Annotated in this window: 9 protein-coding genes; 6 read left to right on the forward strand and 3 right to left on the reverse strand. The window is 41.9% G+C overall.

The window, feature by feature from the left end; translation table 11 throughout:
* Window positions 1-177: 177 nt before the first annotated feature.
* The gene (locus DS2_RS04605; protein ID WP_035013463.1) at window positions 178-1,161 is read right to left on the reverse strand and encodes a LysR family transcriptional regulator; all 984 of its coding nucleotides are present in this window, start codon (window positions 1,159-1,161) and stop codon (window positions 178-180) included.
* 121 nt (window positions 1,162-1,282) lie between these two features.
* Between DS2_RS04605 and DS2_RS04610 the strand changes: the two genes are divergently transcribed.
* The 4 genes from DS2_RS04610 to DS2_RS04625 are packed head-to-tail and all read left to right on the forward strand — an operon-like array spanning window position 1,283 to window position 8,120.
* Complete coding sequence (locus DS2_RS04610; protein WP_051479620.1) at window positions 1,283-2,497, forward strand: efflux RND transporter periplasmic adaptor subunit; 1,215 nt, start codon at window positions 1,283-1,285, stop codon at window positions 2,495-2,497.
* Window positions 2,498-2,511: 14 nt separating this feature from the next.
* Complete coding sequence (locus tag DS2_RS04615) at window positions 2,512-5,682, forward strand: efflux RND transporter permease subunit (protein WP_035013464.1); 3,171 nt, start codon at window positions 2,512-2,514, stop codon at window positions 5,680-5,682.
* Window positions 5,683-7,116, forward strand: a complete 1,434-nt coding sequence (locus tag DS2_RS04620; protein WP_051479621.1) for a TolC family protein — start codon at window positions 5,683-5,685, stop codon at window positions 7,114-7,116. It begins immediately after the preceding gene.
* Window positions 7,117-7,118: 2 nt separating this feature from the next.
* Complete coding sequence (locus DS2_RS04625) at window positions 7,119-8,120, forward strand: zinc-binding dehydrogenase (protein ID WP_035013465.1); 1,002 nt, start codon at window positions 7,119-7,121, stop codon at window positions 8,118-8,120.
* Window positions 8,121-8,208: 88 nt separating this feature from the next.
* Here DS2_RS04625 and DS2_RS04630 read toward each other — a convergent pair whose 3' ends face one another.
* Window positions 8,209-8,736, reverse strand: coding sequence for a carbohydrate-binding module family 20 domain-containing protein (locus tag DS2_RS04630; RefSeq protein WP_035013466.1), 528 nt, complete (start codon window positions 8,734-8,736; stop codon window positions 8,209-8,211).
* A complete protein-coding gene (locus DS2_RS04635; protein ID WP_051479622.1) occupies window positions 8,733-10,223 on the reverse strand; it encodes an alpha-amylase family glycosyl hydrolase in 1,491 nt (496 codons plus the stop codon). Before DS2_RS04635 ends, DS2_RS04630 begins: the two co-directional genes overlap by 4 nt.
* Window positions 10,224-10,696: 473 nt before the next feature.
* Here DS2_RS04635 and pepB point away from each other — a divergent pair, with 473 nt between their 5' ends.
* Entirely contained in the window at window positions 10,697-11,977 is a 1,281-nt protein-coding gene (gene pepB, locus DS2_RS04640) for an aminopeptidase PepB (RefSeq protein WP_035013467.1), read from the forward strand.
* Window positions 11,978-12,101: 124 nt separating this feature from the next.
* Window positions 12,102-13,373: an O-acetylhomoserine aminocarboxypropyltransferase/cysteine synthase family protein gene (locus DS2_RS04645; protein WP_035013468.1), complete on the forward strand. Its 1,272-nt coding sequence runs from the start codon at window positions 12,102-12,104 to the stop codon at window positions 13,371-13,373.
* Window positions 13,374-13,448 lie beyond the last annotated feature (75 nt).

Genomic DNA, 13,448 nt, shown 5'->3' on the forward strand with positions numbered 1-13,448 from the left:
AAATGTACCACAGCGACAAAATTAATCAATTAAAACCATAAAGCACCAAAACAAACCAACAAAAATTCAAACCAATCAAATAAAATCACACAAACCACAATAAAACATTCGTAATCTAGTTCATCTGCAGCATGTTTTATTTAACCCAATGCCGCTCCCTGATATATGGTTTTCTCCTTAAGCCGTCCACCGACCTACTGGGCTGCTATCTTTGACTTCAAACCCATACATTTTGTCAAAATCAGGTATATTCTTTTCCCAGTTTGGGGTTTCTTTGCCAATAAAATCACGAACGGCTTCAAAAAACAGTTGAGTACGAACCGGTAAGCCTCGGTGTGGGTAAACAGCTTGCACACTATGGTAATCGGGTAATTTGACATGGGTTAGGATAGGCACGAGTCGACCGCTCATTACCTCATCGCTAATAACAAATGCAGGCACCGCACAGTATGCAGTACCAGATATCGCTTTGGATATCAGCACATCACCATCATTAGCTCTAAATTGGCTATTTATGGTGATTGTGGTTTCGTTGCCTTTAGAATCATAATAAGGCAATTGCGACACTTTTAAAGCGTCGCTAGCATATGTTGCCGCAGGTAATTTAGCCAATTGCTGCATGGTTTTTGGTTCGCCATATGTTTCTAAAAACTTAGGGGCCGCGACGATCAACATTCGATTACGTGCAATCGCACGAGAGATTAAACTAGAATCGCGCGGTGGACCAACTCTAAAAGCTAAGTCGTACCCTTCACCTACAACGTCCACTAACCTGTCTTCTAACCTTATTTCCACTTCAACTTGAGGAAAACGTTGTTGAAATTCAATTGCAACAGGCAAGATATACCGTTTACCAATAATGGTCGAGCTGGTTACTTTTAGCAAACCTTTCGGCTCGGTATGATAATTTTGCGCAATGGTTAGTGTTTCCCCCAGTAGCTCTCTGAGTTCTTTAGCTTTTTTGAGCATCTCAGAACCAGCAGCAGTTAATGAAAATGAGCGCGTAGTACGATTGAGCAAACGCACACCCAAATCATCTTCCAATTTATTCATTTGCTTCGAAACAACCGACCTATCAATATTTCTTCGCTCAGCTACCTTTGCAAACGACCCCTGCTCAACCACTTCGAGAAACATTAAAATTCGACTGGTTGTATCCATTGTTGTACCTGTACCTTTAAGTTTATTGTTGCCATTGTGGCACTAATAAATGGAAAAATGAATGCTTTTTCTTTGACTTGGTAATTTTTACTATGGTGTCATTGTAATTAGGAGATAAAGCATGTTCGTATTTAATAAGACTATCACCCAACTGGTTGTAGCTACTAGTTTGATTTTCACAGTGGTAGCTTGTAACCAAACAGAAGAAACCAATCAACAGGAACAAGCCAGTAAAACACCACCTTTGCCAATTGAAGTAGCACAAGTAGCCTATAAGCCCGTGCAGAGCTGGTTTACTTATTCTACTAGACTAGAAGCGCCAGAAAAGATCGCGCTTAGACCGAGAGTGTCTGGTGTTATTAACTCAGTTGAATTTACTGAGGGCCAACAGGTTAAGCAAGGTCAATTATTATTTACACTTGACCCACGACCTTTTGAAGCTCAAGTCGCGCATTTAAAAGCAGAGTTAGCCAGTGCACAAGCGGCGTTTGAACAAGCAACAAATGAAGCTGAACGTGCGCAAAGATTACGTAGCCGCAATGCAATTTCAGCAGAAGAAGCTGAAGCACGTACAACGTCGGTTAAACAGTCTGAAGCACATATTGAAGCGATTAAAGCCCAATTAGCAACTGCGCAGTTGAATTTAGATTTTAGCCAGGTTCGCTCACCGATAGATGGCATAATTTCCCGTGCTGAAATCACCAAAGGCAATACAGTCAATGCGAATCAAAGTGTTTTAACCAATATTGTTTCAAACGAAAAAATGTATGCTTATTTTGACGTTGACGAACGTACGTGGAATCAACATTTTGGCCAACAAGCTTATCATTCTGGCTTATCGGTAGTCATGCAATTACTCGGAAACGAAGTTTTTGCACATCAAGGGAAAGTTGATTTTATCGATAACCAAATAAACCCTTCAACTGGTACCCTGCGCGTACGAGCTGTGTTTAGCCAACAAGATGCTGATTTGCGTTCAGGCGCGTTTGCAAGAATTAAAATTGCTGGTAGTAAAGCCGAACAACAAGTGTTGATTCCAGAAAAAGCACTTGGCACAGACTTAAAGAACCGTTTTGTGTTGGTAGTTGATGAGCACAATGTATTGCAATATCGCCCTGTTACTCTAGGCGATAGGTACGGCGAATTTAGAGCGATTAAGTCTGGCTTGAAACCTCAAGACAATATTGCGGTTAACGGGCCAGCTCGAGTATTCCCTGGTATGCCGGTAGCGCCACAAATGATCCAATTAGACACTTCGCAAATTGCCTTAACACTTGGGGATTTTTCACCTGTGAACGCTAGCGATCAAACTGTATTAACGGCACAAGCTCAATAAGGTTCAGCTCGTTTATGAATTTCTCACATTTTTTTATTAAGCGGCCTATTTTTGCCGCTGTACTGTCAATGATTATCTTTATTGGTGGTGCAATCTCTCTATTTCAATTACCAATCAGTGAATATCCTGAAGTGGTACCCCCAACTGTGGTTGTCAGTGCCTCGTATCCTGGTGCGAACCCAAAAGTTATAGCCGAAACAGTTGCAACGCCACTAGAGCAAGAAATTAACGGCGTTGAAAACATGCTGTATATGGCGTCACAAGCGACAGGCGATGGCCGTATGTCATTGACAGTCACCTTCGCGTTAGGAGCTGATTTAGACAAAGCTCAGCAGCGTATTCAGAACCGAGTAAATGCTGCGCTGCCGCGTTTACCTGAAGAGGTGCAACGTTTAGGGGTAATTGCGCAAAAATCGTCACCAAACTTAACTATGGTTGTACATCTGTATTCGCCCGACGAAACTCGTACTTCGGACTATTTATCCAATTACGCAGATTTATACGTTAAAGACCAAATTGCGCGCATCGGCGGTGTTGGCCAAGTAAGAGTATTTGGTGGTGGTAAATATGCCATGCGAGTTTGGTTAGACCCTGATGCCTTGGCGGCGAGACAATTAACTGCATCTGATGTCGTTAATGCCTTACGTACACAAAACCGTCAAGTTGCGGCTGGTAGCTTAGGCTCTCAACCTGTGCCATCTGAAGCTCAGTTCCAGCTATTGCTTAACGTTAAAGGCCGTTTAGAAAGTGTTGAAGAGTTTGAGCAAGTAATTATAAAAGTTGGCGATAATGGTGCAATAACTCGATTAAAAGATGTTGCTCGCGTTGAAGTGGGTCAAGACAGCTATGCATTGCGTTCACTATTAAACGGCCAACAAGCAGTTGCAATGCCAGTATTCCAACGACCAGGTTCAAACGCAATTGAGTTATCTGATCAAGTACGTACAACTATGGCTGAATTGGCGAAAGAGTTTCCAGCAGGCATGACCTACGACATTGTTTACGATCCAACAGTTTTTGTTCGCGGTTCAATCGAAGCCGTGATTAAAACATTGTTAGAAGCGGTGATTCTTGTTGTCATAGTTGTAGTGGTATTTTTGCAAACTTGGCGGGCATCAATTATCCCTTTGATAGCAGTGCCAGTTTCATTAGTCGGTACATTTGCAATTATGCAATGGTTAGGTGTCAGCATTAATACCTTGTCTTTGTTTGGTTTAGTCCTCGCCATTGGTATCGTAGTGGATGATGCCATCGTGGTTGTTGAAAATGTTGAACGAAACATTGCCAATGGATTATCTCCATTTGAAGCAACGAAAGTTGCGATGACAGAAGTTACTGGACCAATTATCGCTATTGCGTTGGTATTATGCGCTGTATTTATTCCAACTGCATTTATCACTGGGTTAACCGGTCAATTTTATAAACAATTTGCATTAACGATTACAATTTCAACGTTAATCTCGGCATTTAACTCACTGACCTTGTCACCAGCTTTATCAGCTTTATTGTTAAAGCCACATGGCGCTAAACCTGATGTATTAACGCGCATTTTAGACAAACTGTTTGCAAATTGGTTATTTAAACCCTTTAACCGCATGTTTGAAAAAAGCGCCAATGCTTATCAATTCACCATAAAAAAACTAATCCGTTTTGCCGCGGTCGTAGGCGTGGTATATGTCGGTTTGCTCGCGTCAACTGGTGGGCTATTTAATGCAGTACCAGGTGGCTTTATACCAGCGCAAGATAAACAGTATTTAGTTTCGATAGCTCAGCTACCAGATGCTTCAAGCCTAGATAGAACGGAAGCTGTGGTTATGCAAATGTCAGAAATTGCCCAACAAGTGCCAGGCGTTGCAAACACAGTCGCGTTCCCTGGGCTAAATATCAATGGCTTTACTAATAGTCCAAATAGTGCGGTGATATTCACCCCACTTGAAGATTTTGACCAACGTAACGACCCAAGTATGTCTGCCGCAGCAATTGCTGCCGAGTTGAACAAACGATATGCCGTCATCGACGAAGCGTTTGTTGCAGTGTTTCCACCACCACCTGTGCTAGGTTTAGGTACAACTGGTGGATTCAAATTACAACTTGAAGACAGAGGGAATTTAGGTTTCGAAGCCTTATTTAACAGCTTGCAACAAGTGATGGCTGCGGGCAACCAAAGACCTGAATTAATGGGACTATTTTCAAGCTTCCGTATTCAAGTACCACAAATGGATATTGACATCGACCGAGAACAAGCATTATTGCAAGGCATTCCACTGACAGAAGTATTCAACGCACTACAGGTGTATTTAGGTTCAGTTTATGTGAATGACTTTAACATGTTCGGTCGTACTTATCAGGTAACAGCCCAAGCGGATGCCAAGTATAGATTGGACGCAAAACAAATCCTTAGCTTAAAAGTTCGCAACAATCAAGGTGAAATGGTTCCATTAGGTGCGGTGATAAAAGTAACCCCAGCAACAGGGCCTGACCGAGTAATGCACTACAATGGCTATCCGAGTGCAGAGTTAAATGGTAGCGCTGCGTTTGGTTACAGTAGTGATCAAGCTAAACAAGCGATTGAACAAGTGTTGGCAGAAACGTTACCTGAAGGCATGGCTTTTGAGTGGACAGAAGTAACTTATCAACAAATCTTAGCGGGTAATACTATGGTATACATTTTCCCTCTTGTCGTGTTGTTGGTATTTATGGTTTTGGCTGCACAGTACGAAAGTTTACGTTTGCCATTGGCGATTATTTTGATTGTTCCAATGACAATATTCTCTGCCCTTGCGGGTGTATGGTTAATCGGTGGTGACAATAATATATTTACCCAGATTGGTTTAATTGTATTAGTGGCGCTTGCCTGTAAAAACGCAATCCTTATGGTTGAGTTTGCTAAAGAACAACAAGACGTGGGTATCAGCAAGCTTCAAGCTATCGTTGAAGCTGGTCGATTACGTTTACGCCCAATTCTAATGACCTCTATTGCCTTTACTGCAGGTGTTGTGCCCTTGGTGCTCGCGTCTGGCGCGGGTTCAGAAATGCGACAAGCAATGGGTGTCGCGGTATTCTCTGGCATGATAGGTGTCACAGTATTTGGTTTGTTATTCACGCCTGTGTTTTATGCATTGGTCGCAAAAGAAACGGGGCAAGCTATCGAATCGAATAAACAAATATCAAGCGAGTCAGAATAAATGAACAACTTGTACACTAAACCGAAAGCAGTGTGGACTGCAGTTGCAACCAGTTTATTGTTGGCAGCTTGTAGCAGTACAACTGACTATCAGCAGCAAGCAGCAACTGAAACAGCTAAACATAGCTATTTTAGCGACAATACAAATACACAAAACTATAGTCATCCGCTGTTGCAACAAACCGGAGCATCAGACTTGACCATGAAAACTAAACAATGGTGGCTTAATTATAAAAGCGAACAGTTGAATGCTTTAGTGATTAATGCACAGCAAAATAACCTTAATTTGCAAAGTGCGGCAAAACGATATGCTGCCGCACAACAAAGACTGGGCGCAAATAAAGCACAGTATTTGCCACAAGGTGGTTTAAATGCAGAAGCCACTCGCGCATCAGTTGCAAATCAAATTACCGAAGAAGCCAGTTTTGGTTTAGGTTTGACGTGGCAACTAGACTTATTCGGTCGAATTTCCTCATTGGTTGATGCTGCGCAAGCCGCTACAGCCAGTGCATATGAAACTCAGATCGCAATTAACACTCAAGTTACGGCTGGTGTTGTACGCAGCTTTATTGAGTGGCAAGGTTTAACCCTTAAACAGCAAATTGTCCAAGCGCAAATCGATGCATTAAACGAAAGTGTCGATGTATTGCAAGCTAGAGTTGATGAAGGTTTTGCTTCGCATTTAGATTTAGATAGAACTTACGCGCAGCTCAATCAACAACTGGCGATTTTGCCACAGCTGCAAACCCAAAGGTTTAACTTGCAAGCGAGCATTGCAGTACTGACGGCCACTACACCAGAGCAAATAAACTTAAGCTTTGAACCGAGTTTATTCAGCGATAATTTAGCCGCCCCACTACAAATAAAAGATAGTAAACAGGCTTTATTGTTGCGACCTGAAATTGGCCAAGCTTATTATCAGTTAATGCAACAAACAGCGTTGTCAGATTCGGCAAAAGCAGCTTTATGGCCAGATATATCCATTGGTGGTTTTGCAGGGTTATTAAATCCTAGCAATATAAGTTTGTCAGCAGATGACGATGCTTGGTCAGTAACACCAAGTATCAACTGGTCAATTTTAAGCTGGCCTGCTTTGCAACAACAGGCTGAAGCGCAGCAAACTTTGACAAAGGCGGCCTACGATAACTACCAGCATAGTATTATTGAAGTCGTTGCTGAATCGCAAGTGGCGCTAAATAACTTGTCGCAGTCTCACAAATTAACCGACTATGCGGGTACTCGATTAAGTTATGCCGATAAAGCCTTAACTCAAGCACAAGCAATGTATGAAGAAGGCCAAGTTCCATATTTGGATTTATTGTCCGCCAGACAAGACGCATTACTTGCCAAGCAAGCTGCTGTCGATGCTAAAATTAACTTAATGTTAGCAAAAGTATCAACTTATAAAGCGTTTAGTGGTGTTTGGAGTCGTTAGCCATGCAAAATATACCTAAGTTTATGAAAGCCATTGCGCTGGAATCTGCAAATGAGAATTTTAAATTAGTCGAGATTGAACAACCCGTGCCACAACCGACCAGCAGTGAGTTGCTGGTTAAACTAGAGTACGTAGGTTTGAATCCAGTTGATGCAAAGTTAGCTAAAAAAGGATTTCCAGACTGGCAATACCCTCATATTCTTGGGTTAGATGCAGTTGGCACTGTAGTAAAAGCGCCTGTTGGCGCCTCACCTAGTGTTGGTGAGAGAGTAATGTGGCATGCTGACTTGTCCGGCCAAGGCGTATTAAGTGAATATACAACCATCGCTAATTATGCAGCCACCGCTGTACCTGATGATATAGCTCCACAAGATGCAGCCACACTGCCCTGCGCGGGTTTAACCGCTATATTTGCGTTAGATAAAATTCAGATTAAACAAGGTGATTTGTTTTTTGTTGATGGTGGCGCCGGTGCTGTTGGCCAATATGCAATCCAACTGGCCAAAAAGCGTGGTGCGATTGTTTATGCAAGTGCGTCGAAGAAAAATCACGCTCTATTGCAAAAGCTTGGCGCGGAAATGGTATTTGATTACCAGCAAAAAAACTTTATTCAGCACGTTCAGCAACAAATTGAGCAAAGCCAATTTGACGCTGTGTTAGATACAGTTGGGGGTGATAACACAGCTAGAAATATTGAAATGATGCGATTTTGCGGTCGAATAGCGTGCTTGAATGGTTTACCCCCGCTCGATAATCAGATGCTGTTTAGAAAAGCGCCCAATATCAGCATAGTTTTTCTAGGTGGTGCTTGGCTGACTAAAAGTTTATGTGCGCAACAGTGTATGAGTATGTCAGGCAAAAGCTTAATTGAAGAAGTACAGCAAGGCCATTTAAAACCGCTAGAGGTGATTCCTGTTGAGTTTAATGCAGCGGCCATCACCCTAGCACTGCACGATCAACTTGCTTTTAAGCAAGTGGGCAAACGTGTGGTGGAAATTGGTTAAAATTCAACCTGATATCAATAAAAAAACCCGCAGCTGAAACTACGGGTTTTATTTGTGTGCTTTTGTGCATCTATCTTATTAATAAACGTTAAAAACCACCTTGAGCTTGAGTCACGTCACAATTACCTGTGTTAAAGCTATTGTTTGGATCTTGCTCCCACTGGCGCACTGTAAATGGTGAATCTTCTTGACGAATAATACATTTCCACGACACTTGAGTGTTTTTAGGAATGTTAATTACACCTTCCCAAGTTGGGTAGTTAGTTGGATTCAACTTAACCGCATCGGCTGCATTCCAACTGCCAGTTTCAGTTGCACTACCCACTATGTATACACTGTCACCCATATTGGTATTACCATTGGTACATGTGAAAGTGATTGGGCATGAGCCACCAGTGATTGGCTGCTCTTCTTCTACCGATAAACCTGCACAATTAGCTACAGTTGGGTCAAATGTAATTTTGTAGGTTTTATTTGCTTCTACCGCAAAATCAGCAGTTGGGCAGTTATTGTCCCAGTCAGTATTTGAATCACGCACTTTAAAACGTGGGCCTCCATTTGCGTCACCCGCACCGAATGATTTAGTAATGGTAAACACACTGCCTTCTTGCGTCATTTGCTCAGCACCCCAGCTATTTGCTGTACCACTGAAATACCATTCTGCTGGCGGTGGTGGAGGTGGTGCGGTGGTGGAGGTGGTGTACCGCCGCTCAACCACATGCGAGCAGAACGTGCTGGAATCGTCACACCTTGGCTAGCACCAGAAATAGTTAAAGTAGAACCAGAAATTTGGTCAGTATAAGTACCAACATTTAAACCCGTTGTGTTAAGCGTTTTAGTAACTGCATTACCACATTTGTTAATACCCACTAAGCCTGAATCACCACGACGGAAGTAAATTGAGCAACCGTCAGATGATAGCACTTGCATTGGTGTGCCTTGTACTGAATTGTGGAAGTTGATCATGCCAGCTAATTCGCCATCTTTATAGGCATCAACCCAACGGCTATTAAATTTTGGTGTTTCATTATTGTCTGTGTACACCAAAGGCACACCGCCATCGCGACCTAGAATATAGGCATAAGCCAATTTCTCATCTTCTTCTGAAAATAAGAAACCATTAAAGCCATCATTTTGTGGCATATCATGGGTAATAACAAAAGTAACCGCTCTATCGTTTGGCAAAGTATTTGGTTGAGCGAGTGAAGATAAACTACCGTTCATATCCATAGCATGGTCTATTTCATTAAATAGACGGAAATCATACGCGCCCATACGCACGTCTGTATTATCTAAATACGGTTGTAAATAAGTGCTATCGTCAGCGCCACTATGAGAAATAATTTCAGAGAATACATGAATGCCATCTAACACATCTGAGTTAAATACCCAGTTTAAATGTTCCCATTTCATGTGTTTAACCGCATCAATACGGAAACCGTCAACACCTAAAGCCTTCATCGATTCAAGGTATGCAATTTGATTTTGGCGGATCCATTCACCAGAGCCGTCAGTTGCTTCACCACGTAAATCCGGTAAACCTACATCTGGCGCCGCACCACACAAGCGATTCCAAGTAGAATCGTACCAATCACCCCAATTTGAAATACATTTAGCATTGGCACCATCATGAAAATCACCCGGGCCAAACAAACCACCTGACAAATCACCGTATAGTTTGTTTGCATTGTATTCAGGCGTATTAACATTAAAACCAGGGTACTGTTCCTGTCCTTTGGTCATGCCCATGTTAGCCATGTGGTTAAAAATAACGTCAACGTATAAATTAACACCACGAGCTTCAAGCGCGTTTATCATGTCGATAAAATCTTGTTTGTTACCCAATGGGCCTAAAAGAATTCGGTAATCTAATGGTTGATAACGTGCCCACCAGGCTTGGTCAGGGTTTGACAGGTAAGGCGGAGAGACTAAAACAGATTTGTAACCTAAAGCAGCAATTTCATCAGCGCGCTCGGTTACAGAGTCATATTGCCAGTTAAATGCGTGTAACATAACATCCGCAGATGCAGTGTTTGAAAAAGTGGTTGATAAAACGGCTGCGGCTAGCGCGCCCTTCACCGCTTGTGTGAGTTTTTTGTTCATTTATATCCCTCAATTTTGTCATGTGTATGTATGCTTGGTAGATTCAAATGAAACAATTAAGCAACATTTAAATCACATACATTAATACCTAAAACTCACAGTGCCTGGCAATTTGAATACGTATGCATTTTTACCCACCAAAATAAATTTCAGCTTAGATATTGAGAGGGAATAAACTTTGCTTTGTTGCTTTAACCTATGTATAAACACCTAATTTATCGGCTTATATTCCACTCAAGTTTCTAGAGATAAAACAGATAGTCTCTGCTAAAAAAGCAAAAATAAAATTTAATCAAACTCAAGTTCGAAAACATTTTTTCTTGACAAGAGCATAAAACTACCAACATAGCAAAGATCATAAATTTAACTTGAAGATTCAATAAAATTTAGCCAAAGATAATCCCTATTTTCGCTGTAGATTTAATAAAAAAAGCGTATATTACCCAAGCAAAAATTCACTTTGGTTTAGAAAAATGACAAACAAACTTCAAGTAACCCTTTCAAACGATGCCCCGCCCTCACCATGGAATCAAAACGCTGACATTTCCACCAATGAAGGTGGTTTTATTATCCATGGCGCCTTTAAAAAGTCAGAACAATTAAAGCTTATTCAAACCTGTGCGCGCAAAATTCAAAGCTTGGGCGTAAACGATATCAAACTCACAGGCTCGTGGAGTATTGAGCAACAATGGGCGTTTTATCAGGGCTTCGTAACCGCCAAACTTAAACAAAACGTTGAATGGACAGCAGTAGGTGCACCTATATTGCAAGACTATAAAACCGTATTTGATTGGGCGAAACTCTTGGTCAACTTGCCACCCCAAGACATTTACCCACAAAGTTTGGCCGAGCAAGTACAAAGTTTTATTTCGCTACTCGCACCAGATCATGTCAGTAGTGAAATGCTCATTGGCGATGAATTATTAAATCATGGTTGGGTCGGTACTCACACAGTGGGGCGCGCCAGTGTTCAACCACCAGTCATGTTAATACTCGACTACAATCCAAGTGGAGATCCTGCGCAGCCGATAGACTATGCTTTGGTTGGCAAAGGCATTACATTCGATAGTGGTGGTTACTCACTTAAATCGTCGGAAGGTATGCTCAGCATGAAATGCGATATGGGAGGTGCTGCAACGGTTTCAGCGGCCTTAGCGTTAGCCATACTTCAAGGCTGTCAAAAACGAGTAAAACTCATTTTATGTTGTGCCGAAAATTTAGTCGCAGGTAACGCAGTAAAACTAGGCGATGTTATCACATATAAAAATGGTACCAGTGTCGAAGTTGTTAATACAGATGCCGAAGGTAGGCTTGTTTTAGCGGACGGACTTCTATTGGCAACTGAACTTGGTGCTAAACATATTATTGATGCTGCAACTTTGACTGGTGCGGCTAGTGTCGCATTAGGCCCTGACTACAATGCACTATTTTCACTAGATAAAAGCTTATTACAACGAGCAATTGTTGCCGCTGAAGAAAATAACGAAGGAGCTTGGCCTTTACCTTTAGAACCCTTTCACCAGTTAAGATGCCCTTCTCCATATGCCGACACGGCCAATAGCAGAGCTATGAAAGGAGGTGGTGCTGGAGGTGCATCAAATGCTGCAGGCTTTTTATCTCGTTTTGTCAATGAAACAGGTTCAGGCTGGCTACACATCGACTTAGCAGCAGCGTTTCAACAATCAGATACAGCTTATTTCGCTGCGGGTGCAACAGGTATTGGAATCAGAACAATTGCGTCTTTGATTAACTAAGCGTAAATTGTATAAATTGCTATACTTTTCTACGGCCTGCATATCTTTGTTCATAATAATACAAAAATAAACAGGCCCTAAAACTTCGATACGTTTTGAATAATAACTAACTATAGGGAAAAACATGAAATTTGAATCAATTGCCCTTCACCATGGCTATGAATCTGAAGCAACCACAAAGTCAGCTGCAGTGCCAATTTATCAAACCACTTCGTATACGTTTGATAATACACAACATGGTGCTGACCTATTTGATCTTAAAGTACCGGGTAACATATACACCCGTATAATGAACCCAACCACAGATGTGTTAGAGCAACGTGTTGCAGCATTAGAAGGCGGTATCGCTGGCTTAGCTTTGGCTTCAGGCATGGCGGCAATTACTTATGCAATTCAATGTATCACAGAAGTTGGTACTAACATCGTCAGTACCAGCCAGTTATATGGTGGTACCTATAATTTGTTTGCTCACACCTTACCTCGCCAAGGTGTTGATGTGCGCATGGTATCAGCTGACGATTTTTCAGGGTTTGAAAATGCAATCGACGAAAATACCCGAGCTGTTTTCTGCGAGTCAATTGGTAATCCAGCGGGTAATGTAGTAGATATTGCTAAGCTAGCAGAGATTGCTCACAAGCATGGCGTGCCATTAATTGTTGATAATACAGTTGCGACCCCTTATTTATGTCGTCCAATTGAGCACGGTGCTGATATTGTGGTGCATTCTTTAACTAAATACATTGGTGGACACGGTACTTCGGTTGGTGGAATTATCGTAGACTCTGGTAAATTCGACTGGGTTGCAAATAAAGAAAGGTTCAAACTATTAAATGAACCAGATCCTTCTTACCATGGGGTAGTTTATACTGAAGCATTGGGTCCTGCTGCTTATATTGGTCGTTGCCGAGTTGTACCACTGCGCAATACTGGTGCTGCGATATCACCGATGAACGCCTTTCAAATATTACAAGGTTTAGAAACACTAAGCTTACGTATGGAACGCCACTGTGAAAATGCTGAAAGGCTGGCCGCATTTTTACAAAAACACGACAAAGTTGAATGGGTTAACTATGCTGCACTACCAGACAGTCAATACAATCAAACTTGTCAGAAAATATCTGGTGGCAAAGCGTCTGGTATTTTAAGTTTTGGTGTAAAAGGTGGTGCGGAAGCCGGCGCTAAATTTATTGACGCATTGCAAATGATATTGCGCTTAGTCAATATTGGTGACGCAAAATCACTAGCTTGCCACCCAGCGAGTACAACGCATAGACAACTTAATGAAGAAGAATTAGCAAGTGCTGGTGTCAGTGCTGAGCTAGTTAGAATTTCAGTTGGCATCGAAAATATCGATGATATTATCGCTGATGTTGAACAAGCGCTTAACGCGATATAACGGCCAGCGCTAAGCGATATACCGCAACAAAGCCCTCTTTTAGAGTAATGCCAGTCAGTTAACAACGGACTGGCA

Origin of the sequence: Catenovulum agarivorans DS-2, from assembly GCF_000568405.1 — a bacterium.
GTDB classification, from domain to species: Bacteria; Pseudomonadota; Gammaproteobacteria; order Enterobacterales; family Alteromonadaceae; genus Catenovulum; species Catenovulum agarivorans_A.

Coding starts and splice junctions, on each gene's coding strand:
- DS2_RS04605 (WP_035013463.1), bottom strand. CDS start 1,161: ATGGATACAACCAGTCGAATTTTAATGTTTCTCGAAGTGGTTGAGCAG.
- DS2_RS04610 (WP_051479620.1), top strand. CDS start 1,283: ATGTTCGTATTTAATAAGACTATCACCCAACTGGTTGTAGCTACTAGT.
- DS2_RS04615 (WP_035013464.1), top strand. CDS start 2,512: ATGAATTTCTCACATTTTTTTATTAAGCGGCCTATTTTTGCCGCTGTA.
- DS2_RS04620 (WP_051479621.1), top strand. CDS start 5,683: ATGAACAACTTGTACACTAAACCGAAAGCAGTGTGGACTGCAGTTGCA.
- DS2_RS04625 (WP_035013465.1), top strand. CDS start 7,119: ATGCAAAATATACCTAAGTTTATGAAAGCCATTGCGCTGGAATCTGCA.
- DS2_RS04630 (WP_035013466.1), bottom strand. CDS start 8,736: ATGACGCAAGAAGGCAGTGTGTTTACCATTACTAAATCATTCGGTGCG.
- DS2_RS04635 (WP_051479622.1), bottom strand. CDS start 10,223: ATGAACAAAAAACTCACACAAGCGGTGAAGGGCGCGCTAGCCGCAGCC.
- pepB (WP_035013467.1), top strand. CDS start 10,697: ATGACAAACAAACTTCAAGTAACCCTTTCAAACGATGCCCCGCCCTCA.
- DS2_RS04645 (WP_035013468.1), top strand. CDS start 12,102: ATGAAATTTGAATCAATTGCCCTTCACCATGGCTATGAATCTGAAGCA.